Source organism: Rapidithrix thailandica, assembly GCF_039710355.1.
GTDB classification, from domain to species: Bacteria; Bacteroidota; Bacteroidia; order Cytophagales; family Flammeovirgaceae; genus Rapidithrix; species Rapidithrix thailandica.
Genome location: NZ_JBDKWZ010000024.1, coordinates 26,156 through 52,403, shown reverse-complemented (window position 1 = coordinate 52,403; position 26,248 = coordinate 26,156). Strand labels below are relative to the sequence as shown.

General features: G+C 41.5%; 23 protein-coding genes. 7 read left to right on the top strand and 16 right to left on the bottom strand.

Translation table 11 applies throughout. The annotated features are described in order from the left end of the window. Window positions 1–7: 7 nt before the first annotated feature. The 7 genes from AAG747_RS27040 to AAG747_RS27010 all read right to left on the bottom strand — a co-directional run bounded on the left by AAG747_RS27040 (window position 8) and on the right by AAG747_RS27010 (window position 5,466). Window positions 8–784, bottom strand: coding sequence for a hypothetical protein (locus tag AAG747_RS27040; protein ID WP_346824383.1), 777 nt, complete (start codon window positions 782–784; stop codon window positions 8–10). Then, a complete protein-coding gene (locus AAG747_RS27035) occupies window positions 784–2,013 on the bottom strand; it encodes a Hint domain-containing protein (RefSeq protein ID WP_346824382.1) in 1,230 nt (409 codons plus the stop codon). Before AAG747_RS27035 ends, AAG747_RS27040 begins: the two co-directional genes overlap by 1 nt. A gap of 86 nt (window positions 2,014–2,099) precedes the next feature. Beyond that, a complete protein-coding gene (locus AAG747_RS27030; protein WP_346824381.1) occupies window positions 2,100–2,414 on the bottom strand; it encodes a peptidyl-tRNA hydrolase in 315 nt (104 codons plus the stop codon). Beyond that, a complete protein-coding gene (locus tag AAG747_RS27025) occupies window positions 2,411–3,238 on the bottom strand; it encodes an alpha/beta hydrolase (RefSeq protein WP_346824380.1) in 828 nt (275 codons plus the stop codon). Before AAG747_RS27025 ends, AAG747_RS27030 begins: the two co-directional genes overlap by 4 nt. A gap of 173 nt (window positions 3,239–3,411) precedes the next feature. Beyond that, window positions 3,412–4,203 carry a hypothetical protein gene (locus AAG747_RS27020; RefSeq protein WP_346824379.1) on the bottom strand — a complete coding sequence of 264 codons (792 nt, stop codon included), beginning with the start codon at window positions 4,201–4,203 and terminating at the stop codon, window positions 3,412–3,414. Next, window positions 4,203–4,901 carry a hypothetical protein gene (locus AAG747_RS27015; protein WP_346824378.1) on the bottom strand — a complete coding sequence of 233 codons (699 nt, stop codon included), beginning with the start codon at window positions 4,899–4,901 and terminating at the stop codon, window positions 4,203–4,205. Before AAG747_RS27015 ends, AAG747_RS27020 begins: the two co-directional genes overlap by 1 nt. After that, entirely contained in the window at window positions 4,894–5,466 is a 573-nt protein-coding gene (locus AAG747_RS27010) for an RNA polymerase sigma factor (RefSeq protein ID WP_346824377.1), read from the bottom strand. The genes AAG747_RS27015 and AAG747_RS27010 overlap by 8 nt, the downstream gene beginning before the upstream one ends. Before the next feature lie 416 nt (window positions 5,467–5,882). On the opposite strand from AAG747_RS27010, the gene AAG747_RS27005 reads away from it, so the two are divergent. Then, window positions 5,883–7,445 (top strand): DNRLRE domain-containing protein, encoded by a 1,563-nt coding sequence (locus tag AAG747_RS27005; protein ID WP_346824376.1) that lies wholly within the window; start codon window positions 5,883–5,885, stop codon window positions 7,443–7,445. A 355-nt stretch (window positions 7,446–7,800) separates the two neighbouring features. Here the strand turns inward: AAG747_RS27005 and AAG747_RS27000 are convergent, their stop codons facing one another. The 6 genes from AAG747_RS27000 to AAG747_RS26975 form a co-directional block, all read right to left on the bottom strand. Next, a complete protein-coding gene (locus AAG747_RS27000; RefSeq protein ID WP_346824375.1) occupies window positions 7,801–9,012 on the bottom strand; it encodes an NAD(P)H-dependent flavin oxidoreductase in 1,212 nt (403 codons plus the stop codon). Window positions 9,013–9,280: 268 nt separating this feature from the next. After that, window positions 9,281–10,513: a S41 family peptidase gene (locus AAG747_RS26995; RefSeq protein ID WP_346824374.1), complete on the bottom strand. Its 1,233-nt coding sequence runs from the start codon at window positions 10,511–10,513 to the stop codon at window positions 9,281–9,283. A 299-nt stretch (window positions 10,514–10,812) separates the two neighbouring features. After that, a complete protein-coding gene (locus AAG747_RS26990) occupies window positions 10,813–12,057 on the bottom strand; it encodes an alpha/beta hydrolase (RefSeq protein ID WP_346824373.1) in 1,245 nt (414 codons plus the stop codon). A 395-nt stretch (window positions 12,058–12,452) separates the two neighbouring features. Beyond that, window positions 12,453–17,486, bottom strand: coding sequence for a DUF4132 domain-containing protein (locus tag AAG747_RS26985; protein ID WP_346824372.1), 5,034 nt, complete (start codon window positions 17,484–17,486; stop codon window positions 12,453–12,455). A 190-nt stretch (window positions 17,487–17,676) separates the two neighbouring features. Further along, window positions 17,677–18,102, bottom strand: a complete 426-nt coding sequence (locus AAG747_RS26980) for a hypothetical protein (RefSeq protein WP_346824371.1) — start codon at window positions 18,100–18,102, stop codon at window positions 17,677–17,679. A gap of 811 nt (window positions 18,103–18,913) precedes the next feature. Further along, window positions 18,914–19,273, bottom strand: coding sequence for a winged helix-turn-helix transcriptional regulator (locus AAG747_RS26975; protein WP_346824370.1), 360 nt, complete (start codon window positions 19,271–19,273; stop codon window positions 18,914–18,916). A 109-nt stretch (window positions 19,274–19,382) separates the two neighbouring features. On the opposite strand from AAG747_RS26975, the gene AAG747_RS26970 reads away from it, so the two are divergent. From AAG747_RS26970 to AAG747_RS26945, 6 genes are all read left to right on the top strand, one after another. Beyond that, the gene (locus AAG747_RS26970; protein ID WP_346824369.1) at window positions 19,383–20,018 is read left to right on the top strand and encodes an NAD(P)H-dependent oxidoreductase; all 636 of its coding nucleotides are present in this window, start codon (window positions 19,383–19,385) and stop codon (window positions 20,016–20,018) included. Window positions 20,019–20,587: 569 nt separating this feature from the next. Beyond that, window positions 20,588–20,824: a hypothetical protein gene (locus tag AAG747_RS26965; protein ID WP_346824368.1), complete on the top strand. Its 237-nt coding sequence runs from the start codon at window positions 20,588–20,590 to the stop codon at window positions 20,822–20,824. Between the two features lie 234 nt (window positions 20,825–21,058). Next, window positions 21,059–21,907 (top strand): alpha/beta fold hydrolase, encoded by an 849-nt coding sequence (locus AAG747_RS26960; protein ID WP_346824367.1) that lies wholly within the window; start codon window positions 21,059–21,061, stop codon window positions 21,905–21,907. Between the two features lie 4 nt (window positions 21,908–21,911). After that, window positions 21,912–22,409 carry an RNA polymerase sigma factor gene (locus tag AAG747_RS26955; RefSeq protein ID WP_346824366.1) on the top strand — a complete coding sequence of 166 codons (498 nt, stop codon included), beginning with the start codon at window positions 21,912–21,914 and terminating at the stop codon, window positions 22,407–22,409. After that, complete coding sequence (locus tag AAG747_RS26950; protein ID WP_346824365.1) at window positions 22,372–22,959, top strand: hypothetical protein; 588 nt, start codon at window positions 22,372–22,374, stop codon at window positions 22,957–22,959. Before AAG747_RS26955 ends, AAG747_RS26950 begins: the two co-directional genes overlap by 38 nt. Window positions 22,960–23,121: 162 nt before the next feature. Next, a complete protein-coding gene (locus tag AAG747_RS26945) occupies window positions 23,122–23,469 on the top strand; it encodes a cyclic-phosphate processing receiver domain-containing protein (RefSeq protein ID WP_346824364.1) in 348 nt (115 codons plus the stop codon). A 50-nt stretch (window positions 23,470–23,519) separates the two neighbouring features. Here AAG747_RS26945 and AAG747_RS26940 read toward each other — a convergent pair whose 3' ends face one another. From AAG747_RS26940 to AAG747_RS26930, 3 genes are all read right to left on the bottom strand, one after another. Beyond that, window positions 23,520–24,035 (bottom strand): TlpA family protein disulfide reductase, encoded by a 516-nt coding sequence (locus tag AAG747_RS26940; protein WP_346824363.1) that lies wholly within the window; start codon window positions 24,033–24,035, stop codon window positions 23,520–23,522. A gap of 240 nt (window positions 24,036–24,275) precedes the next feature. Then, the gene (locus AAG747_RS26935; RefSeq protein ID WP_346824362.1) at window positions 24,276–24,683 is read right to left on the bottom strand and encodes a hypothetical protein; all 408 of its coding nucleotides are present in this window, start codon (window positions 24,681–24,683) and stop codon (window positions 24,276–24,278) included. 143 nt (window positions 24,684–24,826) lie between these two features. Continuing rightward, window positions 24,827–26,167 carry a flippase gene (locus AAG747_RS26930; protein WP_346824361.1) on the bottom strand — a complete coding sequence of 447 codons (1,341 nt, stop codon included), beginning with the start codon at window positions 26,165–26,167 and terminating at the stop codon, window positions 24,827–24,829. Window positions 26,168–26,248: the final 81 nt, after the last annotated feature.

The window sequence follows — 26,248 nt, the reverse complement described above, 5'->3', positions numbered from 1 at the left end:
ATTAAGTTTATTTCAACCAAAGTAGTCCGTCACCATCCAACTCAATATTCCCTATAAAATGAGCTTTAGATTCCAGCGAAAACCGGGTGGCTTTGAGGGTATCCTGTGCCAAGGAATACACGGATTTACCATAATGGATGATCCGTAACTCGGCAAGATCACTTTGACCCAGGTCGAAAGAAACTCCTTGCTGTTCGGGATCGAAAGCAAGATAAGATTCCCAGGCCCTGTCTGATAGGTAACAACTCGATAGCGTTTTAAAAGTATCCTTTACAAGGGCCACTATGAGCAGATAACTTTCAAAACAAGAACTACAAGGACTTGCACTTCCTTCCAAAACATAACGGTGACCTGGTAAACTGTAAATCTTTTCAAAATGAACGGTATAACCCGATGGACTGGCTACTCTTTCCTTTTGCGGGCTTGAGGAATAGCAGAAAATACTGGCAAAAGGTTGGTCCGTGCCTCCGGTATATTCCTGCCATTGGCAGATCATAAACTGTTGATCATCCGAAGTAGTAAAATGAAAAAAGCCGAGTGGCTTTAAACTATCCACCGGAAAAGCGGAGTGGTTTAAAAGTTCAAGTAGTTTCCGGCTGATTTTCTCTTGAGAAAGGTTTACCAAACTATCATCCCCCACTCCGGAGTAACCCACCGGTGACGCCGGAGGTAATTGATTAATCCAGATTTGCAAGGAATCCAGGTCTTTTCTAAAGTCAAAATTTTGTGCGCAAATCACCTCGGGAAGCGTACCAAGTAAAAGTAATAACAGTATTTTTTTCATCAATATTCAATTGTTTCCCTAAGCGTCTCAGCACCTACGATGATCCCATTGGCTATAAATGCGTTATTCTTGCTCAATTTTACAAGGGTATAGGTTTGTTGGTTTTCGTGTAATTTTTGAATGGAGAGGATTTTCAGAACTCCTGTAGTGGAGTTGATAATGCTTCCCACTTGCAACTGCTCTACATGCTCAAACTGGTAATCGGATTGGGTTTTGTCAGGGTTGGCAGAATACCAAGTGCCGTCAGGGGCTAGTAAGGGATGGTCTTCCGTGCAGAGCAGGGAGTCTCCATTGGAGAATTGGAGGTTGACTAAATGATGGTGATAGGGACGGGCCAACTCCAGGATGACGGAAGGTTCAAATTTTCGGGTGTCAGTATTGTAGGACAATACCCGGTCACCCGGTTTCAGGCTCTCGATCTTTTGTAAAGAAGAATCGGCCAGCGTGATGAGAGTTCCTTTTGCCAGGCAATGTACGTCCAAGCCGTCAAAATAGATTTCGGAGATGGCCACGTCTTTATATTTTTCTCCCGGATAAACCTCCAGAATTTCAAATTTAAGTGTCCAATCGGGAGCATTTGATAAATCATCCGTTGTTGAGGGCTTATTTCCCAGAGGTGAAATCGAAAAATGCTGCCCGGCCCGTTGATCCCTTAAATTCAGTATGGCATAAGGCTGGTCGTCAAGATATAATTTGAGCTTTTTGACCCTCGAGTTGTTTCTCCAGGCCGTTTCATTTTTCACATAACCATTCGCTACAATGATCTTATTAATTCTGGGGCTGTTTGCCGCAAATATGTATTTCAAATATTCACCGGTACCAAAGCCCTCATCTCCTTCTACCCAGGCTGTTTTGTAATCCAGGTCATGTGCATTGGTAGCCTGATAATCTACTTTTCCTTGTGAGTCCAGATGCGAAGAAGCCGTCACCTCTTTCGGCCCTCCGGCACAATACCAACTGCACCCACTCCCGATGATCTCCCAATAACTTCCGACTGTCTCATCACAATTCTTAAGTGTATTTTGTTCAGCTTCCGAAAGTTGGTCGATGTCCAGACCGTTCGAGAGTTTTTCCCATATGATTGCGCAGCGTTTCTCGTGCTCTTGAAAAGCTTTTTCTCCTTCACTGCTCAAGTCGAGCATTTGAATTTCGGGAAACAAATTCATAACGTCCTGTGCCCGGACCAATAAACCGGATAAACAAAGTATAATGGTAAAAAAAGACTTCATACGATTAAGATTAATTGACAAATATACCGCGAAGGTAAGGCTTCAATCCGGTATTATTATCCATTGGGTTTAGCGATAGAGAATGCTTATTTAAAAAGCCTGAAATAGTGGAAGTAGGAAGGATAATCCGCTCTGGGTTTAAAAGCAATAACGGTTTCGGCATGATTGAGGGTCGATTCGGTCATTACGACCCAATCGGTTTCCTGTTTCGCTTTTTCAAACTCGGCATCGCTTACTTTGCAAACGGTTTTATAGAAAGGTCCTTTCAGCCATTGTTGGGTTTCGGAAGCATTTTGGTATTTTAAGTAGCAGGCCAACGAAGCATGTGCAACACCCACAATGGCTTTGCCTAAGGGGACTTCTTCCCTGACCAGAATATACATTTTCAATCTCTTCCTCATAATTTCTTTTTTAAGGCAGCAATCCTTTTGACTTCCCGGAGCAACAAGGGGAAAGCCGGTTCGGTCATCGAATGCCCATAGCCATCCAGTTCGTATAATTTTGTTTGTGTATGGCCGGCTACCTGCATCATGCGCATCAGGTAAGCATTTTCTTCGTACCGGCCCAGCATCTCCAATTCCCGGTCACCGGTAATCAACAACAAAGGAGGGGCATCGGGCCGCACATGGTATAAAGGTGCCAGTTCGTCCACTACCGGTTGAGTACCTTTTATTCCCCGCTCTTTCCGTACGGTAAAATGCGTGATGGTGTGCCCGCTAAAAGGAATCAAACCGGCAATGTCGTTCGCTTCCACATGGTGTTTTTTGAGCCAGTGTTGGTCCAAACCCACCATACTGGCAAGGTAGCCTCCGGCCGAATGTCCCGAAACAAAAATCAAAGTAGGGTCCCCTCCGTATTCCTCAATATGTTTAAAAGCCCAAGCTACTGCAGCGGCAGCATCTTCAATGTATTTCGGAGCTTTTGCCTTGGGGTAAAGCCGGTAATTGACGCCAATAATAGCGACTCCTTTGCCTTTTAAAGCTGACGGAATTTCTTTGTTTCCAGAGGTAAGCCCCCCACCATGAAACCATACAATGGTCGGAAAGTTTTTGAGGTCTTTCGGATAATAAAGATCTATGACACAGCGCCCACGAATATAGGCATCTGCTTGCCGGACAGATTCACTATAGTACGGAATATCGGATTGGATCAGGTATTCTGACTCTTGACTCCACCCGACTTTTATCAGACTTATCAGGAATAAGGTTATGACTATTTTTTTCATTTGGGCAGGAATAAACGGTGGTATATTGCAACGTGATAAAATACATCTTTTTGGGGAGATAACGAATACAAACTTATTTGGCCGAAGTTAAGCCAAATGATGCAATTTGCCTATAAAATTTCACGCAATACACACTGCCCTTTACAGTCCAAAGAATTTAAACCTGGCCTGAATTATTTTTTCCCTAATTCGATACTTAGACCTAGCATAAAACCGACATTATTCCTCCACTTATCATAAAAAATATCCTTTTGGGTGATGGAAAGAAGATTGGTAGAATAAGTAGGGCCAAAGACAAATGCCAACTGCTCATTGAAATGATAAACCCCTAACAGTTTTCCATTGGCAATGACAGACGATTTGTCAAAAGTATTTTGCGATTGAAGAGAAATTACGTTGGAGGGATTGCCGGGGTCAAATGTATTTCCACTGTAACTCAGCGTGTACATATATCCGGCACCAACCCTCAGGAAGATGTCCAGAGATTTTTCATAACTCATGAGCAAATAGCCGAAATCAACGGAAGCCGTTAAAACTTGTTGTTTGTTGGAGGACTCGATTCCGGAGCTTGTGAATTTTTCACGAAACAAGGTATAGCCAATGTCGATTGCAAACAGAAACTTGTTTTTTCTCAGTACCATTTCCCCTCCCAATGTATAGTTCAATTGAGGAGTGGTTGCCCCGTCAATCTGATCATAAACATTCCGTTTGAGTTTGCAAACCGAGATATAATCCAGCGAGTAGGAAGTTTGGACATAGGGCATAAGGAAGACGGCCGTGCTTTTTTTCACCTTCTTAACAGGAGGCTCTTCAGGGTCTTCCACATATACTTTTTTGGTTACTACAACAGTTTTTTTGATGATATACGTAGTGTCGTTTCTGATAAAAACACTATCTTTTTCTTGTCCTAATACCTTTTGGCAAGTCAATAAAATGAGTAAACCAATGAGTACTCTATACAGCATTATTTCTTCTTAGATTCTACTTTAACAGTGTCTGTCACGATAATGGTATCCTGAATAATGATAACCTGGACGGGTCTTTTGTTCATGACCGAGTCAGACTTGATTTTATTTTCTATCGATACGGAATCGTTCACCGGTTCCGAGGTATTCAAGCTATTATCCGGTTGGGAACGTGTCAGGCTATCTTTCGCTTGGTTTATCTCTACCAACAGCGAATCACTCCGTTCTATCATATTGACCTGATTTGTGTCCGGTTTGGAATTCGTCAACGTGTTCTCTACCGGAATTGACTCTTCAGGAATAAAATTCTCTTCCGGTGGTTTAGGATTTTCAGGTAAAACTACCGCTCGTTTTACGTCTTCTTCAGTGGCTTTCTCTCCTAAGGTATCCGTACTGTTTTTTTGTACCGGTACCGAATCCGGGCTGATCCCCAGTGTGTCACCGGCATTTTTTTCTACAGGGTTATTCGGGTTTTCTTGAGATGTATTTTCGCTGAACTCAGTAACTCCCCAAATTATAACCGCAATGATAGCCAATAGTACACTCGCCACCAAGTAGGGATTCATTGAACTCCACCAAGGCTTCGGTATGCTATTTTCCAGTACGTTCTGGTTAATACCTTCCCAATAACTTGCCGGCTTCTCAATATGTTTCCCTTCAAGACCTCGAAAGAAAATATCATCTATCTTTTCATCCATTTTCATTCAATTTACTTTTTTGGGTGGCCAAATCAAACAGTTGTTCTTTGAGTAGCTTCCGGGCTCTTAATAGCCTGGATCTGGATGTTTCTATCTTGATTGACAGTACTGAAGCAATCTCTTTGTGTGAGTACTTTTCAAAACAATATAAGTTAAATACCGCTTTATATGCTTCCGGTAATGTTTTCAGAGCATGCAATAATTCCTCTTGGGTAAAGTCATACGCCGGCAGTTCTTCATTCTCCTCTGCCACCTCCATATTTTCGTGGAAGGAATTATTGTCGAAGATCAATTTTTTTTTCTGACGCAAAGCTCCGAGCGCTTCATTGACCATGATCCTTTTGAGCCAGCCTTCGAAAGATCCTTTAAATTTGAAACTTTTGAGTGACTTAAAAACTTTAATAAAGCCGTTTTGAAGTACATCCTTTGCCTCGTCTTCATCACTCATGTACCGTGAACACACCATCAACATCTTGGGAGCATACCTATTGAAAAGCTGAGTATATGCAGTGCGGTCATTTTTAATACAAGCTTTAATTAGTTCATTTTCTTCCATTTCTTTCATTTAGCCAGGTAGGAAAGCTAATGGCAAAATAATCTACACCTTAACCTAAATTACGACCAAAGATAAATGAAATAATTTTTTCAATGGGGAATTTTTTTCAAGGGAAAAGCAGATAATAAAAAATTTATATTTTTTTGCAATTCGCAAGAACTTGATAATCAATTGTATACAGCATTATATTTTTGATCGGATAATTTTTTTCCAAAAAATCCGGGAACGTTTTAAGGGTTTTGTCATCTACTGGGCAAAAGGCTTAAACACATGAAGTTTTGTTTTTATGAGCATAAAATAATAGGCCTAAAGATAGAATTTTAAACGAGCCCTAGGTATGTATTCGATCAATATGGTACCCTCTATGCATTGAATACTGACTATCCATAAAGCATTTTATAATAGAAATTTTAAAAACAGATATAATGAACCGTTTACTATTAATCCTGACTTCCGCATTGTTAATCAGTTTCTGTTTCAGTTGTGTTGATGAACATGATTGTGACGACCCGACCCCACCACCGGCAAAAGAAAATGAAATTGAAGATGGTTTTACTTTTGCTCAAGAACTTGATTTTATTTCTCAGCTGGACCCCGGTACAATAGAAGTACTTACCATCACTAATAATTCTGGGCCTACCGATAATCAAAAAGAGATTCACATCAAATTTAATACGCTGACCAAAATTGAACAAGAAGTCAAATCCGCTAAACTGAAGTTAGTCGTCAAGGGAACACCCGACCCAAGCAATAAACCTTATAGTTTATTAATTTCAACGCTGTTGGATGATTGGGATGAAAATACACTGAGTTATTCGAACCGCCCCGCTTCCGAACAAAAAACGATAAAATTGTTTGCCACGGACTCACTCAAAGATCAAGAACTGTTTGAAATAGATGTGACGAGCCTCCTCAATGATCAGTTTGTCAATGCACAGGCCCACTATGGTTTTGGTCTGTCGCTTGACACCGGAAATGACACGGACAATGCACATGTTTCTTTTTATTCTTCCGATAGTGAAAACGAAGACTATTGGCCGGCTCTTGAAATCGAGTACCAGGATGGAAGCGGACCCGTTACCGGTGTGCCGGAGGTATACTACAGCGTCTTAGACAACTCACTGTTCTCTTTATATAAAGCCGGATATAACTCAAATTCATCCGACTTACAAGTAGAATTAATACGCAACGGTCTATCCGCTCAAAACGGAAATTCGGCTGATATAGACGTGAATTTTTACCCGAACCCTATTTTGTATTTCTTTAAAGCATTGAATAATAATAACCAATACGCATTTCAAGTAAATAGTACAACAGGGATAAATGATGAAGCTACTGTCGCTTATGTGCCGCACGGCCAAGTGGATGACTTGTTGTTTTTAGAAAGTAATGCTAACGGACATTACATCGCCGGCCGTTCGAATACGGGAGCTGTTCATCTCTTGCATTCGGATAATACCACTGGTAATCCGGAAGATGCCACCGTCATCTACCAAAAAAGTGTATCCGGGGATGTCGTAAACATTATTGATTTTGAAAGCCTGGAAGGGGGTGACGCCTTCTACTGGATAGAATCAGAGCAGAAATCCGGGAAGTACAGAATCATGCGATACAGTATAGCAAGTGCTAAGGCTGAAGTAATGTTTGATGAGAGCGATTTCGACAGCAATTTTGTACCGAAAGCAATCACCGTATCCAACTCCATTTACCTGGTAGGCGATACGAACTCGGAAAAAGGCGTATTCTATTTAGCGTCTCTTAACAATTCGACGGTTTCAGAAATAGATGTCAACAGTAATTATAAAAATAACGTTACCGATCTAAGAGTTAATCAAACCGGAACGCATTTGTACTGGATGAACTCGTCCGCAAATGAAGCCGTAGGAGGAATCATGCGGGTAAAAATAACCGGTGGCGCTTCGGAAATTGCCTATGGTAAAATTGCAAATGGTTTATCTTTTGAAATACCACCTTATGCTGTTTGGTAAAAATAAACCGAATGGATAAATTACCACTGTCCAAAATGATTTGAAAAGCTCCGTAGCCTCGGATTATGAGGCTACGGAGCTTTCTGTTTTTCCCTTAGCTTTTTGGCAAATATTATTCTTATACGATTCGTTGAGTTTCTCAACGGGAAAAGCACCTAGCAAACAAGCGACAAGTTTTTCTAATACAACATTTTTCAGATTTCGTATTTCCATTTATTTAAGCGGGTTGTCAGAATATTTACAAAAGGTCACCTTTCCTGTAAACTTTTCCCGGAACGCCCTTTTTACTTCTATTTTGAATAGTCAATTCAAAAATAGCAATAGATACTAACCTGCCTGCCGTAATGCAAAAGCCTTATTTCCCTTCTTTATTCATCCTAAGGACCAATTGCTCATAGGCAAAAAGTGTCTCTTCGATCAGTCTGTCCAACACCTCTTTTACCGAAAGGATTTCTTTAATTTCCCCCACGCCTTGGCCTGCGTAGAGGTTGTAATATTCACTTTTTTCTTGAAGTTCCGAAGCATTTACCACATCACGGGTCGCAATGTACTGGCTACCGGGAGGCAATACCGGGGCCCCGGACAAACGGTATCCTTCCGTAAAGGTATTACGAAGTACCCGGGCATACATTCCGGTAAAAACATCCGTAACGGTGGTATGGTCACCGCTTTCTTCCAGAATCTTCTTTTTGTAAAATTCCGGAGCCATGGATTCTTGTGTGGCGATAAACCGTGTGCCCATCAAGACTCCTTGAGCTCCTAAACTTAAAGCGGCCAAAATACCCTTTCCATTCACAATTCCTCCAGCGGCTATGACAGGAATCTGGAGATTCCCGACGATTTGGGTAAGCAAAGGAAGCGTTCCGATAGCCGCATGCTCATTGGTCGCTTTTTTCTCCCAGGTGGAGCGGTGTCCTCCTGCCTCACTGCCCTGGGCCACAATGAGGTCGGGACCGGATTGCGCCACCGACAAGGCATCTTCCAGGGTAGAAACCATCACCATTACTTTGATACCTTTTTTCTTACAGCGGTCTACCATCTCTTGAGGCGGATTACCCAAGCCAACACTCCATACGGGCACGTTTTCTTCCAGAATGACTTCAAAATCCTGTGCCAATAAGTCCGGAAGTTGCGGTGGTTTTGCAAAGGAGGGTTCCAGCCCAAGATCTTTCCGGAATTGATTCAAGGTCGTTTGAACCTTGCGAACAGTTTCGTCCGGTATGTCAAATTGAGCAGGAGGGAAAAGGTCTTTCTGTAAAATGAGATTGACTCCGAAAGGACGTTCGGTCAGGCTTCTTATTTTTTGAATATGGCCTTGCAAAACTTTTTTTTCGAGGAGGGTACCGGACAAGATCCCCAAGCCTCCGGCATTGGACACCGCGGCTACCAGTTCGGGTCCTGCCACGTCTCCCATGCCCGCTTGTATGATGGGATATTCGATACCCAACAAATCGCAGAGCGGTGTTTTGAGTGTTGTTTTACCTTCCGGAGATTTACCACAAGCCATACCTATTGTAGCGATGGATGACATCCCTGCCCCCATGCTTATAAATTTTCGCCTCTTCATTTTGTAAGCGACATAAATCGAAAACCCGGATAAACATCAATGTACTTATTTGGTTTTATCGAATGTATTTGAAGGCTCAAAACAAGAGCCGACTCAGCAAAATTCAAAGACCTATTCCGGCAATGAAGGTACAAAAAAATCACTGGCTTTTCCAGAAAAATCCGGGAATCTTACAGACCAACGGTTCGGCTTAACACAGCCCTTCATTCATTTTCGCTGTCGTACATCCTTATGCCGTTATTTTTATACAGGCTGTTCTACGTAGTTGTTATTCCGCAATTTTGTGAATGAGTTCAAGTCCTTTTTCGAGAGTCTGGTCTTTTTCTATCATCGTTTGTGCTACATAATTTGCCGGAACATATTCTTCTCTTGGCGTTCCATTCATATGAAAAAGTTTTGCTGTTGAAAGCCGGTACCCAAATCCCTGATTTTTGAATGAAAATCCGCTCATTTCACCTGCCAACCGCTCCATTTCCGTACCAACTACTTGCGCTCTTCCCATTCCTTCAAAGCCAATTGCAAGCCCCTCTCCCATACTTCCTGTCCATCGACCTACCAAAATGACTACTGGTTTTTTATATTGGTTTTTTCTTGGATTTACATATTCAACCCAAACTCTGTCCACCTCCGGATTCCCATCATAGTGTTCGGTTGTCCAATGTTTTTGATATGGGACTGGTTCATTGATAAACCGGCTCATAATCCCACGTGCAACATACGAATTCCCCCCGTCTACGGTATTTCTCAAATCAATGATCAACCCTTTAGTGTTTTCTAATTGGTCAAGGGATTGATCAAATGCTTTAATTAAATTATTATTTCCTAATGAATTGTTGATCCTCATGATTCCTACTCCGTTTTCTATGCGTGATGTGATAAGCTCAAGAGGCTGTCTGATTTTTAGTTTGTCCAAATCATATTCAATGGTTTTATTATTAGCTAGGTTTAATGTTAAAATTCTCGGTTGGTCGTAACGACCCGCCAAAATTTTGTTGACAATCCATTCTCTAACTTTTTGAGCGTTTTTGTCATTGCAATGGGTAGGAAATTTCTCAACCGCCTTGTCAAAATCAATTCCGTTTATTTTCAATAATTCCGCCCCAATTAAATTTTGCTCAAGGTTTTCAATTTGAGTTTGCCATACATTTGAAATAAGTAGTTTTCCGTTTTCAATGGTTGCATGAATTGGTGAGAAAAGACGGAACGATGATTTTCTGTTGGTATTTAAAATCAAATGACTATCATAAAATTCGTCCAATAGGTACTCGAAGAAAAGTACCGTTTGTGCTTCTGTTTTAATATTTGGAATTTGCCCCTGGTAGTATTCTCGAATGCAATCCAAGTCAACGTTTTTTTCTTGTAGATAGGCGTAATTCTGTGATAAATCACTTATGATTTTATTTAAATCTTCTTTGATTTTATTTTGGTCAATCTTGTTTTCCTGTGCATTCGCACAAAAAAAATGTAGAAGTATAACAAACGTTAAAATTGGTTTTTTCATGAATGTTTCGGTGGTTGTTTCAAACTGTTGGAGCCTATCCCAAACTTTTATCCTTTCTCCCTTTTCGGTTGGCCATACGGCATTTTGGTTACTTGTTTATTTCCTTGCACTCTGGGAAGCTGCTAAAAAACGGATCATGCCAATCGGGAATCGGGCAAGAGTTTTTTTAGTAGGTTTTATACTTATTTCTGACCAAACCGAACCTGGCCCTCACTAAGAGGACTCATTGTTTACACAAGTTGCGGTAAGATGTAGAGTATCTTTTTTGAAGATGCTCTATACTCAATGTTAACACTGATTTATAAATTTTCAAAATCAGTTTTATATTGCTCTAGTTTCACATCTTTCTTTTTTTCTGCATACTCAATTGCCAGTTTGTAGTGCCTTCTTGCTTTTTTCTTGTTTCCTTTGTTTTTGTAAAAGGTGCCTAAGGCATTATGAATTGCCGGTGATTCGGGAAATTTAGCCAAACCGGATTCATAAATAGGCATCGCTTCTTTATCCTTGTTATTTTCAACAAAGTAATTTCCAAACTTAACCGCCCAAATTTCCAGGATTGGGTTTAACAAGTACTCTCTAAATTCGTGGGCATATTCTTCAAAGCGTTCAAACTTTTTCTCCGCCATAGCATTGAGCAGCAGAAAATGTTGGGTAGTTCTATGAACGTCTGAAGAAATTCCATAACGGTTTCCTCTATGACGATAGTATTCCTTTATGCTGTCCAGATCTCCAAAGTCGTCAAATTCTTTCAGGCTGTAAAAACGCAAGCTGTTGTAATCTTGGAAATAGTCTCTTAAGCCATTATTTATTGTTTTAAGGGGAGTCGTATAATGGTCTTCATCCGGTAAATCATCAATTTTCCAAAACGTATTCTTTTCATTACGCATTTTGAGAACACTATCAACTTTACGTAATGATTTTTCGATATAGATTTCTTCCGGTGCTTTTGAAAAATAGAGATAAGGCCTAGGCAAGCGATTTCTTGCTAGGCTATGATCTAAAGCCGCAATTCTGTCTTCTGTAAAATGTGTCGGACTCGCCATAAAGAAGGCGCTGAATAGGTTTGGATGGTTGGCAAAAATCTCTAAGCCTAAGCCTCCCGCCATTTCCCAACCAAAGTATATGCGTTCTTTTTCTGCTAAAGTTCTATACTTTTCATCGATCAACGGAATGAGTTCCTTCTTTAAAAAGTCGATGAACCTACTGGCATCCTGATGATATAGCTTTCTTCTCTTCTTTCGATCGGAATTGATACCTACAACGATAAACTCAGGCGATTTATCTTTAAACCGTAACATCCTTTGGTAGGCAACCGGATGTAGAAAATATTCTTGACCGTCCATGAGGTACATCACAGGATATTTTTTTGTTTCTAATCCCGGATAACTAGGGGGAAGGTATATTTCTATCGCTCTTTTTTCTCCTAAATACCTTGATGTTATTTCAAGGTTTTTAATGGAGTCTATTTTCTCAAAATGTACTTGTCCATACGATAAAAATGATATCAATGTTAAGACCAATACTGTAAAGAACGATTTATGCATATTTTTTTGGGTGGATGGATGAAACTCTTGTCCTTTCCTTTATTAAACTAATATAGTTGACTATGTAAAATGCTCACTATTTTTATGCAGTAAAAAACTTGAAAGGTTAAACAAACACATCAATGAGCAAAAGGCTTTTATACGCTCTCTCTAAGACTTAAAGCCAGACATAATTTTTTTATAACCACCCCTAAATATACTTATTCCTATAAAATATCCAATAAGTATAACCTCCAAAACTTATTCGCTACATCCCTTTCTTTCATGTCTGCTATATTGAAGTGAATTAAACTTTTTCTTTTTCCTAAAAAATGTTTCAAAACAGGACTGAAATAAATAAAAAAGCCCCGGAGAGTTTATGCTCCGGAGCTTTGGGTAAGCTTGTTTTTTATGCATCAATGCATTTTTAATTGGCTGAGAATGGTCGGATCTTGAATTTCCTGGTCTTTGGCCAATAGCAACACTTTGGACATTAATTCGGCCGATTTCGGATCGTCATCGACAAAGGGCAGGAACAGCCTGCCACGATGCTGGGAATGTACCGGCAGGATGGAAATATACCTTCCCGGCTTCTGGTGAACCACCGCACTACCCAAGTGCACGGAGTATTCGCCTGTCGTTCCCTCGATATGCACGTGATTGCCTTTCACCTCCACATTCTTGAGCTTGAACATCCGGGCGGTTTCCCGTACCAACACACCGCGCATCTCTACCGTAGAATGACTGGCTTCCGGATCCACATCCCCGACATGGGCCACACTCACCACCAGGTCCACATCCCGCATGATTTCACTAAAGATACGGGCATCCACCTCTTCAAAAGGCACATTCTTCCAGGTTTTCCGGTTGATAAACTGCACGGTTTCCAAAGTGGGACTTTCCACATCAGCCGGAGAGAACCAATCGGCCATGGCGTACATTTTGGCAATATAGCCTTCTTTGTGAAAGACTTTTTGCAAGCCCTCTTCGTAATCTACCGTCCAGCCCCTGCCTTTCAGTAGGGCCACGGTTTTCTTCGGTTGCACCTGATGCCCGTCATAACGCTTCGATACTGACTTTGCAGCCAGCTCGTCTTCCGTAGGTAGATACAGCTCTCTGAATACCTGTTTGAAGGGTTGTTTCAACTCCTTTTCAAAACAATACCGCTGAAAATCACTCCACTTTCCGGAAGCATACAAATCCGTACAGTGAGCGATATGCACATGTTCATTTAAACTCTGGCGACTTCCACCGGAGTCTACCAAGACACCTTCCTGCCAAAAGCCCAAGGCTTCCCCACTCTTCAATACCAGTTTTTCCAGCATAGGCCGGACCACCGGATGGGTCATCAAGCTGTTGATTTCCGAGTTGGTAAAGGCATCGCCATTCACCATGGCTTCTTCCAGACTTTTAAAGGTACGGCTATATTGATTTTTAAGTACTTTTTGATAGTCCCTCAATTCTTTGACGGCCTTGTCATTCCGCAATTTGGCCGGTATACTCTTTAACGGTTTGCCGTCTTTGAAGGTATGAATTTCCGGTTTGCCTTGCCCATTCACCTTCAAAGAGATTTCCACCTTATCAAAGGTCAGGGTTTCGGCTTGTTGCATAATTTGTTGTGCTTCGGCCGTTTCCATCACCCATGTCAATCGCATCGGATCGTCATAACCTGCCGTGCGGGCCAGGTTTTCCATAGCAACTTTTACGGCTAACCCTTCACTGGCCTGCCTTTGCGAGCCAAACTGTTTGCTTTCTTTCTTAAATTGTTGCAAGTATTGGTAGCGTTGTAGCAAATCTTTATCCGGGGTCTTTTTACTTAAGGGCACTAAGCCGAATACCCGTAGATAATCCTGGTTTCGCTTGTCTTTCACCCTTTTGGTCACCTCCCGGATCTTGGTGTTACCCAATATTACGTCCGAATACAACTGTGCCCGTTTGTGTCCGGTACCATCAGTAATGTACTTGGCCGCATCGTACACCATTTTCCACTTCTCTTTTCCCAATTCTTTGAAAGTAGCGCTAAACCAATTCGTATCCACCGCGCCATCTTTAAACGCAGCAATATCCACCTTGGAATAACGGGCAATTTCTGTTTCGGTCTCCGCATCGTGGCGGTCGTTGGTATGGGCGTGTAACCACCAAACCGCACTGTCCAGGCCGTTCCATCCCAGGTAATTTCCTACAAAAGGTAGCCATTGAGGTGCGTAAAGAGCCGCTTCTATCAGGCGCTTGTCCGTGAGCTTTGCCGCTTTGATTTTTTGGGTAAAATCTTCCTGGCTTTCCGATTCCAAGGGATAGCAAACCCGCAACAAAGAGCTAAATACCATCTTTTTATCGTAAGCCGTATAGTTTCCACCATATACATAGCCCCGGTGTAAGGTATCTTTTCCCAAACCTAACAATAACTTGACAAAATAGTCCATCCCCCAAATTCTCTTTAGGTTTTGTGCCATCAGTGTCACCGAAGTTGCCGAGTCTCCCCGTACCAACTCCACTTCCAAGAGCCTGGTGCTGCATTTTTCCATGATTTCTTTCAGGAAAGGAAACTGCTTATTAAGATCTTCTTTGTTAGACCGTCTTTTCTTAAAGGGGGTACTCAATTCGTTGATGGCACGGGGTTGTAAAATACGATGCATCAATTCATCGTAAGTAATGAGGCCCAAAGCATAAGCCCGGCAAAAACTATGTATAGAAGACTGGTATGATTCTACCTTATAGCCTTCGGGCAGGCTATTATTTCGCCAATACTCCAGGTGCCAAAAGTTAATAAACGATTGCTCGTTCATTTCTTCGGGACTCTGATACTCATTGTACAAATGTTCAAAACTATCCACATCCCTCCAGGTATAGTTTTGTTGTGACCAACGGTTTTCGGAGGACTTGACCAAGTACATTTCTTCTTGGGGGATGTTGGCCAAAACCGTTTGCATCAAACCTTCCAAAAAGGCTTCTTCCTCTTTATAAGGATAAATATTCCTTAGGTTTTGAAAGATTTTATTCACATAATTCCACAAACGCCGTTCATCCTTTGCGATCTCTATCCTAAATACCAAACGGTCTATCAAGCCATTGAACAAAGGAAAATCCAATTTGATTTTGTTGTATATGAGTGCTATTTCAATAGCATAATTTACAATAAACAAATCTACCGGTTCCAGTCCTGAATCGTCCATCCATTTTTTCCAGACATCGGCCAAAGGATAGTTGTAAAATTTCTCCTCCGGGGTCATTTCCGACTCATCCAACTTGAATCCGGTAAAGCGGTTTCCCAGTAAGACTGTCTCCTGTTCATTATCCCAATGCTCTACCGTGTATTCATAGTCCTGGTGTTGATCCAACAATGCAAAAAGCTTCTGCAATTCCCGGTTGACATATTCGGGCGACTTGCTTAAACCGAACGCTTGTTGTTTTGTACGGTCTACATATTCTCCCGAAGTAGGTACCGTTGGGCTTTGCAGGCTTCTTTTGAATGCGGGATTAAACAGCCCATAGCCGTTTTCAGCAGTGTATTTATGCAAGATAGACTCCTCTTGCATGAGGTTGTCGATCAGAATTTGTTCTTTCACCGTTACCTTCCGGCTTTCTTTGAACTCCCGGGCTTTCTGCTGGGTCCACTCTTGGTATTCCTCTCTCTTCTGTAATTGGTTGAGAATATCCAGCCCGGCCAAACGCTGCTCTTGATTGCCCGCTTTCAACAAACGCCCCGTACTGGTTTTTAACAGAGGCATTTCTTTTTTCAAGATAAAAGAGATAATGCTTTTCCGGATCTCAGAACTTTTACTCTTCAACAAGTCTTCAAAGACGACAAACTCCTCTTCGTCCATGTCGGCAAACTTCAAGGCATTAATGGCCGCTTCTTTCACCGAAAAAGATTTATCTTTCAAAATGCTCAGGGCAAAATCCCTTTCAAATTTCCCTAACCGGTAGTCCTTGGGCAATTTTTCGGCTTTGCTGGCATAGTAAAAATCCGGCAATAACATTAGGGTTACCCGTTCCCGGTGATGCACACTCATATCGGAAAAGTGACGCAGGAGTAAATCGGTATCTTCCCGGTACTTAGTGCTTACCAAGCTAAAGATCGTATTATAAATCGCGTCTTGCGTGAGCTCTATTGAAAGCCAACTGAAGGGTGATCCGCTGAAGGTCTTTCCATTTTTGGGAATAAGAGCCAGTTTTTCTTCCAGTTTTTGCAAAATAAACACTTTGTTTTCCCGGGAAAGGACACTTGATACGGTAATGCCAATGCCGCTCCCCGAATGGATCAGGCTTTTAATCCAATGAAGCGATTTCATGGTTTTGTCTTCCGCTTCCAGGCCCTTTATGATCATCCACTTGCTGGGCCCGGGCAGTTCCATTTGATAGGTAAAATAGAGTACCAGACAGCGCTTTTCCAAGGTGCCTTCCAACATCAGTTTTTCCATAAAAGGCAGGCAATCCTTTACATCCCGCACCCCCAAGGCCCACAAGGCCATATAAATTTCAACATTGTCTTTACTTTCCGTCACTGCCTTCCCGGCTTCTTCCGGCTGTTCCAAAAAGCGCAAGCCTAATTGCAAATGCCGCTTAATGGTAGATTCCTTTTCGGCTTCCCAGCCCAATCCTGCCCAGGTATCCAGAGCCCTTACCACCGAAGAAAAACGGCTCAGGTTATGTTCCAAAATCACTTTGATAAAATGGATCATGGCTCCAATAGACGTTTCATCCAGTTGCTCCAGGATACTTTGCCGCAAGCCTTCCTGCCGTTGAGCAGAAAGCAACAAATCCTCAATGGCTTTCCAGGCATCTTCCCGCTCACTCAATAAAAAGGCTTTGATAATTCTACGGCTCACTTTGGCTGTAGGATGACGGTTGTACACAATATCTGACATCAATTGGAAAAGCTTTTCGTCTTTTTCCTCCAAAGCAACTGCCCATATCAATGAGAAATCACTGCGATAATACATCGCATGGTCGTAAAGGACATACTCTTCCATACTCAGCTCGTAATCCAAACCCACATACAAATTGATGATCATATTGAGTTGACGGGTAAAATACACCGCACTCAATTGACTACTCCGGAACGAGCGCCTGCTATAGCCCTGCTGATACGGTAAAGAGGGAATTTTGTCCCAGGCTTTTTTCACATAGGGGGCCAGTTCCTCACCAAACATGAGTACCAAAGCCGGATAGTTCTTCTCATTCCAAAAATCCGTGAGGTCCCCAAATCCCGCAAAAGCACTCATCCGCTTTGAATTTACGCTCACTCCATCCCTGTACGACCAATAATCGGTGTTTCCTTCCCGGTAATTAGGATAGGCATTCAGAAACATCAATACCAAACTGGCCGTGTATTTGGAAATATTTTCATCGACTTTGGCACCGGTGTGAATTTCATACAGATATTGGTGAAAATCAGTAAGCCAGTCTTGACTTTTCTTTTTTGATTTGAGATATTCTTGTATGTCCATTATGTCTAAAAAGTAAATATGATGAGATAGGAATGTTCATTTATATGCTAAAACCGGGACGACTTACATTCACCATCCGGTTCCTCGCTCGCATTTTCCTTGTTATCACGGGGAACGATAGATGAAATTTTATAACCCTTCGTCTTTCCTTCGATCCTTCAATCCTTCGTTCCTTCAACCCCTCAATCCTTTACCAGATGCTACCCGATAAAAAAGTAAGGCGGATGAAATACAAAATACTTTCCGGTTGGAGGGTTACCGTATCCTGAAGCGAGCCCACTTGTTCTTCATCCACAAACACGCAAAAAATACCGTCTTCAAAGGCTTGTAAGGCGGTGGCAATGGCTTTCTCTTCGTCCGCCTGGTTATCGTTTTCGAAATCTCCAAACCCCACTTTCCCCTGTTCTTTTTGCTCGTTGATATCCGAAGGTTTTAAATAATCCACTAAGGTTTTTTCTGCTTTCCGCTCATTGTACGCCTTCACTTGTTGCCGCACTACCGCTTCAATCAACACTTTTAAAAGAGGACTCTCCCCTATTTCTTCAATCTCAATGGACCGGGTTGTGATCAGAGGATGTTTTTTCCCCATCTGCTTGACAGAATAATTGACTTTCATAGGTTTAGGTGTATCTAGTTCAATAATGTAATTTCTCCTCATCGCATTTCCCCACTACACTTATTTGTTAAAGACAAAATAATATCTTCACATCGTAAGCTATTTACGTTGTGATTTAATTTTACAAAGAGGCTGTCAAAAAACATAAGATACCACGAAGACTCTAAGGCACAAATATTTAATGTATAATTCCTCTATGAATCTTAGTGCCTTCATGGCTATATATCAGTTTTTTAGACCGCCTCTTCCCCTCTCAATATATTTGAAAGTATTTTAGTGAAGTGATTTAAACTAATTATTGTATTTTAATTGTAGTTAGTTGATTTATAAGAATTTAATTGTGTTTTTGATCTTGAAAAACGCTCCCGCTTTTCGACTTTTTATGAATTGTTTTTTCTATGAAGTAGACAGAGATTAACCCCTAAAGCAACTTTTCAAGAAGGTCCAGTTTCAAAAGTTTAAATCACTTCAGTGTTAAAAAAACCTTAATCACCCAAAGATGAAAAAAATATTCTTCTTCCAACAAAAAATCTTCCCAAACGGGTACGGTGATACCTCAAAGATAAATGACAATAAGTAAGAAGCCGTCCCTATGAAAAGTGAATCTCAAATATCCCTGCATCCGGGGATCAAATCAACACAACTAAAGCAAGCTCTTTATTTCCAAATAACCGGCAAGTTGCTTTTATCACGTTTACTGGCGAACGGTTTCTATTTCACGGCTCTTTCGAAGTACAATACACTTTACAAGTAAAAATTTACTTTTTAAAAAGACCATCATGGTATACTGTACTTACCACTCTACAATGCTTTACTTTCCGATAATGTTTTCCCGGTGTTCCAGTCCCCATTCCACCATCACTTCCAGCACTTTTTTCAAGGATTTGCCAGAGGATGTCAGTTCATATTCCACTTTCACCGGAATGGTATCATAGACCGTCCGCTTTACAATCCCGTTCAATTCCAATTCTTTCAGCTCTTTGGAAAGCATCCGGGGAGTTATTTTGGCAATGTCTCTTTCCAACTCTTTGAATCGTTTTTTTCCATAAATCAAAGAGCTGATGATCGGTAATTTCCACTTGCCATTGATCACATTTAAGGTATCATTGACCGCAAGGATAAAATGCCCGCAGCATTTTTTCACTTGTTCCAGTTCTGAGGATTTGTCCATAATTCTTCCGTTTTCACATGCTATACAAAAGTATACTAGTATTTTTTGTATAGTGGTTACTAATATATAGCGACTATTTATAATTTAGCACAAAAATAAAGATAAAACGATGAGTTTATTAGATAATTTAAATTGGCGGTATGCCACGAAGAAAATGAACGGGAACACCGTTCCACAGGAGAAGTTGGATTATATTCTTGAAGCAGCCCGCCTGGCTCCTTCTTCGTCCGGCCTACAGCCTTACACTATTCTGGTAATCAAAAACAGAGAAGTTATTGAAAAGCTCAAACCGGCTTCGATGATGAATGAAAGGTTATTCGATGATGTCTCTCATCTGTTGGTATTTGCCTCTTGGAATGGCTATACCCAAGAGCGGGTGGATGAAGTATTTGACAGAACTTTGGCCGAGCGGGGTTTACCGGGCAACACCATGGATGACTACAAAAACAATCTACTTGCCCACTATGAGCCCTTGGGGAAAGAATGGCAAACCAACCACTCAGCCAAACAAGCTTATATTTCTTTCGGAATGGCCATTGCAGCGGCAGCAGAGCAAAAAGTAGATGCTACTCCCATTGAAGGATTCGTACCGGATGCCTATGATGAAATTCTGGGCTTGAAGGAAAAAGGGTTGAAAAGTGCTGTGGTATTGGCCTTAGGTTACCGGGATGAAGCCAACGATTGGTTGGTAAACCTTAAAAAGGTCAGAACTCCTAAAGAGCAATTTTTAATTGAAATTAATTAGAGGCATAAAACCGGCATTTGGTGAAGGGGGCGGAATGGCGAAAGCTTGAAATGAAAAACCGGTTAATACAAGTAAGTATAATTTCCGGAATCTTCAATCCTTTCTTCCTTTCATCTTAAACCAACCATCACTACCTCTTTTTATCATATATTTTTTACATATCAAAAGCGGTATCTTAGCAAACGGATACCGCTTTTTGTGTCTACATTTAGAGTAGGTTTAAATTTCATACTTTGCAAGATGAAAAAACAAATCAAATACATTGAAAAGTGGGTTAAACGTATCGTTTTTGATCGAAGATGGAATCAAAACCGGCTCATCAAGGCACTTTTTGAAGAGAATAGCCAAAGCTATTGTTGAAAAAAGTAACACAGAGGAGGCCTTTTTGAAACATTTTTTAGGAAAAAGAAAAAGGTTAATTCACTTCTGAGTTAAAATCGGGTTTTTCGGATGATGGCCCTGCTTGGATTGCCCAGGTCGAATTTTCAAAATCCGGACAAACCATATATTTCAATAACAAAGCCTTAAAAAAGTTGAAATCGCCAGGGATTACAAGCAACTACTACAATATGGAAACCCATGAAGAGTATTGGGTTTCCGGGGTAAAGCGAAACGGACAAAACATACACTGGGCTGGGCATGGAAAAGTGCAGATTGATAAAGAGATCATCAATGAGTACTTGGAATCGGTAGACATTTCAGGTTTAATCCCAAAATATTTTGAAGTGGTTCAGGTGGACAAACATGTAAATACGTTACGGTTTGACGAAATCGAAAATAAAAAAGATACCATAAATCAACGATAAATAAAAATAACTAAGGACATTGGGATCACCATAGGCATAAACGAGTACAACCTTCATAACCATCGCGCAAACCCGAGTTGTACATGGGCGATCTGACCGGCTAATTTTCATTTCTCTCAATCAGCCGTATTTTGTCCTTTTCATTTTCTCGGTTTAAGAATCATTTTTTTTCCTTCCCTTGTAACATTTTGAAATATCCTGACTCTAAAGGGCAAACTAATTAAAAAACCGAATATGAAACAGTTTGCTTTTCTTGTCTTTACTCTTTTTATCCTTTCTACTTGCAAAACATATGGTCAATCCACTCCCTACCCCTTTGAGGTGGAAATTTCGGGAACGGGAACCCAAGCTCTCATTTTCATCCCGGGATTTGCCTGTTCAGGACAAGTTTGGAAAGAGACCATTGCATTGTTTGATGATGTGTATACTTGTCATAGCCTTACCATGGCCGGTTTTGCCGGAGTTCCCCCTCAACACGATCCTACGTTTGACAAGTGGAAAACAGGCCTGGCAGACTATGTCCGGCAAGAAAGCCTGGGTCAAGCCATCCTTATCGGGCATAGTATGGGAGGAGTATTGGCCATGGCCCTGGCTGCCGACCATCCCGATTTAATTGCTAAAATTGTCGTGATAGATGCCTTGCCATGTCTTTCCGCTTTGCAAAACGCATCGTTTGTAGCAAACCCGGAAGTAAATTGTGAACCCCTCGTCTCTCAATTTACCTCCATCCCGGATGAACAATTCTATCAGATGCAACAACAAATGATTAAATATATGGTAGCGGATACATCCAGGCATCAACAAATTGTACAATGGTCGATAACCTCTGACCGGAACACATTTGCAAAGATGTATTGTGACTTTGCCAATACGGATTTAAGAGAGAAAATTTCCTCCATCCAATGTCCCTCATTGATCCTGTTAGAAGCCCGTTTTGCCACCATCCAACCAGCCATTCAAGCGCAATACAAACTTCTCAAAACGGCTGACTTGCACTATGCCGACAAAGGGCTCCACTTTATTATGTATGATGACATAAAATGGTATACCAAGCAATTGACTGAATTTATCAAACAAAACTAAACAAATGACTTTTGAAGAACTCTATCAACTCTATTGGCAAAAAGTCTTCCGCTTGTGTATGGGGTATGTCAATCAGCATGACTGGGCCAAGGACTTGGCACAAGAAGTATTCATCACCGTATGGCAACAGTTGCCAAAATTCAAGGCCGAATCATCCGTAGGCACATGGATTTTCCGGATTGCTTCCAACCATTGTTTGCGCCAAATCGAAAGAGACCAGCGGATACCCAAAACCAAATTACCCAAAGAGCTCCCCGAGGCACACTTGTCCGACAAAGATGCCGAGATCGCCTATTTGTACAAGTGCATTTCGGAATTACCGGAAACCGACCGGCTTATCATTTCTTTGGAATTAGAAGAGGTAAAACAGGCCGATATTGCCAATATACTGGGTATGAGCGAAGGCAATATACGGGTGAGAATTCACCGGATTAAAGACAAATTATCCAAGAAATTTAAACACAATGAAAGAGAATATACATCTGAAAGAACTGTGGAATAGGCAACAAACTGCCATTCCCGATGCGAAGGGAATTTTGAAGAAGGCCCAAAGCTTCCAAAAGAAACACCTTAGAAAAATCATTTTTGCCAATGCCGCATTACTGTTGACTTCTGCCTTTCTGATATATGTATGGAATTATTTTCAACCTGAGCTACTAAGTTCGAAAATCGGAATAATGTTGATGGTGAGCAGTATGCTCTTATTCTTAACCGTGTACAACCAATGGATTCCACTCCTGCTTTCCAACTACTCGGAAATAAACAGCCATGTGTATTTGCAAAAGATGCTGAAACTGAAAAAAAAACAAGCCTTCCTTCACCGGCAAATGACCTCCCTGTATTTTATGCTGCTCTCTTCGGGAATACTACTGTATATGTACGAATACACCTCCCTGATGAGCCTGAGCGCAGTGATTACGGCCTATGGGATGACCGTTTTTTGGCTTGCACTCAATTGGTTTTACTTCCGGCCCAAAATCATAAAAAAGCAAGAAGCACACATCAATGAATTGATTGACAAGTTGCAGGAAATACAAAAGCAATTTGATTGATATTCCTTGTTGTTCGAAACCGGGAAAACTACCGGAAATTCTAAAACAACATTGAATGCCCTGTCGCGTCAGATTTCAAAACGTCCGGCAGGGTGGATTAGGCAAAACATATGTTATTTCCAACTTAAACTTCGCGCTTTTCGCATTTGAGGGTATATTTAAATGATGAAATATCATTTGTTTTTAGATGATTTGAGAACCGTACAGATGGTCTATCCCCACCTTAGCGAAAAAGATTTTGTAGTTGTGCGGACTTATGAGGAGTTTGTAAACTGCATCCGGCAAAAGGGCCTTCCGGCATTCATCAGTTTTGACAATGATTTGGGGGAGGACGAAGAAGGCAACCTGTTGCCGGATGGATATGCCGCCAGCAAGTGGCTGGTTTATGAAAGCGGCTTGGACCTCCAAGCCCTCCGGTTTAAAGTTCATTCGGCCAATCCTGTGGCCCGGGAATACATTGAGTCCCTGTTAACAAACTATATTAATTTTTTGAAAAATGAAACCCAATGAGCCAGGTATCGAATCACTTGAACTCATTGGGCCGGGTAGCGTCTTGTTCTTTATTTTCCTAACCAGCGCTCCACTTTTTTGATAAACGAACTGGATGCATAATCAGTCATGCCCACATGGGTAAAAAGGACTTCCCCTTGAGGACTCAATACAAATGTGGCTGGAATGCCGTCCGTGACAAACTTATCGGGAAATTTCCTACCCGGAAAATACACCGGCAAGTCAAAGCCTTTGCGCTCCATAAACTTCAAGCCGACTTGCGGGTTGCGGTCAAAGGAAACCATTACAAACGACAGTTCGTCTTCAGTAAAGGTTTCTCGCAGTTTTTGAATGGAAGGCATCTCTGCCACACAAGGAGGACACCAACTCGCCCAATTATTGACAAAAACGACTTTTCCTTTAAAATCCTCAAAATTCACGGCATTGCCTTCTGCATCTACCAGTTCCGCATCTGACTGGTTCGCGGCATCCGGAGCAACAGGATTGCTTTGAAAGGCACTTAAATATGCTGCGATTCCTACAATCAAACCAATAAATACCCACGAAAATATTTTATTTTTTTTCATCTCTTTACCAAATTTATTCATTAATAAAACGCTTATTGTCACTTTCTCAACTTCACTAAGCCTCGTGGCTAAAAATATGCCGGGCTCTCCTTTTTCCCAAACCTAATCTGTATTCGAATTGATAATATATACAAACAGGTACCGGTATGGAAGGCATGTGAGAAAGCGGATTTATGACCATTAGGCAACTCGCTCCTAAGGATATAACTCTCTTTGACGAGACCAAAAAGGTAAGCGTGATTAATGATAGAGGAGTAACTGCCCCAACTTCAAGTATATAGGAACGGGAGAAAGAGGAGGACGTTGCGAGCGATAGAAAAGCCGGACTTTACGGAGTTCCCAACATCCCAACAGTCCCCAAGAGGCAAACATAAAAGAAGCCATCCATCCCCATGGGAGCTTGAAATTGAGCACCTTAAAAATTGTTTGAAGATACATTCCGGTTGTGATGTCACCCGATTGGCTTGTGCAAGAAGATTGGGCTGTTTCCTTAGAATGATCAGAGGAACTGGTCGTTCCGGGAACAGGAAAAGATTTTACCAATACGGATTTGTGCATCTGAAATTGCTCCACCAGATACCGCTTCATCGCACAGGAGGAAGAAGTGATCAGTACAAGAGACAATATGGTAATGAAAAGGACCCGCATCTGCTTATTGTAATTTTTTTCCAGAAAGACAATCTTTGATTCGGGGATTGTCAGACCAATCCTTCAGCACCTCCTGAAGGAAAAGGCAAAAATACAGAACACTGATTGTCAAAAATTCATTTAACAGAATTTTAACGCTTTCCCTACTTTGCCGCTAAGGTCTTTTGCTGCAACAATTTCAGGGCAAACCGATAGCACTCTCTTCCGTATCGCATGCAATTTAAGATATTGATTTTCAAATATTTTTGTAAATACACTTGCCGGATCATCCAACTTAACGTAAAGGTGGATAAGGTCGCCAGTGCGGCACCCAAAATTCCCCATTGGCCGATCAAATAATAGTTCAGGGCCGTATTGACCAAAGCATCCCCCAACACAAACAGCATGTTGACCCGCGCCTTGCCGATGGCATCCAAGATCACCCCAAACTGCCGGTTAAAAGGAATAACCAACCCGGTAAAGAGCGTCACTTGCAAAATAGGAACGGCTTCCAGGTATTCCCTTCCCGCTGTCAATAAAATGATCTGTTTGGCAAATAGTGAGGAAATCAACACAAAAGGAAGTACCATGGCCAGGATATACCCTACCGACTTTTCATACATGGTTTTGGCAGCACTTAGCCCCTCTTGTTTGATTTTTTCTACGGCCTTTGGAAAAGCCACATTGGCCAGGGAAGTTGTGGGCACTTCAAAAAGGTTGGTAATGCGGATGGCAGTATTGTAAATAGGTACTGCAGCCGGACTTAACAAGCCCCCCAACATCCAGCCATCAATATTCCGCATGAACATGGAACCGATATTGGTGCCAAAAGTATATTTCCCATAGTGAAACAACTGTTTGAGCCATGTGCTTTGCACTCTAAAGGAATAAGACAGATAAGGGTGGGCAAACAACCAGGAAACCAGGCTGCCCAATACGATACTTACCAACTGCGCATAAGCCAACGTGGACAACTCAATGGTTTCTTTGCCGAGAAAACAATATAACACATAGATGAAAAAAGTCCCTTTCTGTACAAAATGACTAAACGAAGCTCCTTTAAACGACATATGTACGTGCTGCATCGCTTCCAGGTGAGAGAAACAGACCATGGCCAGGGAAGTACCTATGTAAATTTGAAACAACTGGGGCAATGCCGGAGCTTTCCAAATGCTACTCAGCCCCCCGGCTCCCATATACAACAGACCCGCTATCGTGATGGAAAGCAGTACGTTTAAGAGCAATGAGGCCGACTCTACGATTTTTTGTTCTTGCTTGGATGCCGTGATAAATAATTTGATCAACGGATTTCTAATAAATCCGTTTCGCACCTGGTCTACAATAGCTGTCACCATGGTAAAAAGCACCCATACTCCCATGGTTTCTTTCTCCAGACTTCGCACTAATAAGAAAAACGTAAGAAAGCCAAACCCCATAATGGAGGCTCTCTCAAAAGAAGAAAAAAGTCCGGATTTGATCCAATAGGATTCGCGTAATGCTTTCATCTGTTCACTAGGTTAAAGATTGGAGGAATGAGAGGTTGGAGGATGGAAGGTGCATCAAATCGCCTCATTTCCAAAATCAGA

Coding starts and splice junctions, on each gene's coding strand:
- AAG747_RS27040 (WP_346824383.1), bottom strand. CDS start 784: ATGAAAAAAATACTGTTATTACTTTTACTTGGTACGCTTCCCGAGGTG.
- AAG747_RS27035 (WP_346824382.1), bottom strand. CDS start 2,013: ATGAAGTCTTTTTTTACCATTATACTTTGTTTATCCGGTTTATTGGTC.
- AAG747_RS27030 (WP_346824381.1), bottom strand. CDS start 2,414: ATGAGGAAGAGATTGAAAATGTATATTCTGGTCAGGGAAGAAGTCCCC.
- AAG747_RS27025 (WP_346824380.1), bottom strand. CDS start 3,238: ATGAAAAAAATAGTCATAACCTTATTCCTGATAAGTCTGATAAAAGTC.
- AAG747_RS27020 (WP_346824379.1), bottom strand. CDS start 4,203: ATGCTGTATAGAGTACTCATTGGTTTACTCATTTTATTGACTTGCCAA.
- AAG747_RS27015 (WP_346824378.1), bottom strand. CDS start 4,901: ATGGATGAAAAGATAGATGATATTTTCTTTCGAGGTCTTGAAGGGAAA.
- AAG747_RS27010 (WP_346824377.1), bottom strand. CDS start 5,466: ATGAAAGAAATGGAAGAAAATGAACTAATTAAAGCTTGTATTAAAAAT.
- AAG747_RS27005 (WP_346824376.1), top strand. CDS start 5,883: ATGAACCGTTTACTATTAATCCTGACTTCCGCATTGTTAATCAGTTTC.
- AAG747_RS27000 (WP_346824375.1), bottom strand. CDS start 9,012: ATGAAGAGGCGAAAATTTATAAGCATGGGGGCAGGGATGTCATCCATC.
- AAG747_RS26995 (WP_346824374.1), bottom strand. CDS start 10,513: ATGAAAAAACCAATTTTAACGTTTGTTATACTTCTACATTTTTTTTGT.
- AAG747_RS26990 (WP_346824373.1), bottom strand. CDS start 12,057: ATGCATAAATCGTTCTTTACAGTATTGGTCTTAACATTGATATCATTT.
- AAG747_RS26985 (WP_346824372.1), bottom strand. CDS start 17,486: ATGGACATACAAGAATATCTCAAATCAAAAAAGAAAAGTCAAGACTGG.
- AAG747_RS26980 (WP_346824371.1), bottom strand. CDS start 18,102: ATGAAAGTCAATTATTCTGTCAAGCAGATGGGGAAAAAACATCCTCTG.
- AAG747_RS26975 (WP_346824370.1), bottom strand. CDS start 19,273: ATGGACAAATCCTCAGAACTGGAACAAGTGAAAAAATGCTGCGGGCAT.
- AAG747_RS26970 (WP_346824369.1), top strand. CDS start 19,383: ATGAGTTTATTAGATAATTTAAATTGGCGGTATGCCACGAAGAAAATG.
- AAG747_RS26965 (WP_346824368.1), top strand. CDS start 20,588: ATGGAAACCCATGAAGAGTATTGGGTTTCCGGGGTAAAGCGAAACGGA.
- AAG747_RS26960 (WP_346824367.1), top strand. CDS start 21,059: ATGAAACAGTTTGCTTTTCTTGTCTTTACTCTTTTTATCCTTTCTACT.
- AAG747_RS26955 (WP_346824366.1), top strand. CDS start 21,912: ATGACTTTTGAAGAACTCTATCAACTCTATTGGCAAAAAGTCTTCCGC.
- AAG747_RS26950 (WP_346824365.1), top strand. CDS start 22,372: ATGAAAGAGAATATACATCTGAAAGAACTGTGGAATAGGCAACAAACT.
- AAG747_RS26945 (WP_346824364.1), top strand. CDS start 23,122: ATGATGAAATATCATTTGTTTTTAGATGATTTGAGAACCGTACAGATG.
- AAG747_RS26940 (WP_346824363.1), bottom strand. CDS start 24,035: ATGAAAAAAAATAAAATATTTTCGTGGGTATTTATTGGTTTGATTGTA.
- AAG747_RS26935 (WP_346824362.1), bottom strand. CDS start 24,683: ATGCGGGTCCTTTTCATTACCATATTGTCTCTTGTACTGATCACTTCT.
- AAG747_RS26930 (WP_346824361.1), bottom strand. CDS start 26,167: ATGAAAGCATTACGCGAATCCTATTGGATCAAATCCGGACTTTTTTCT.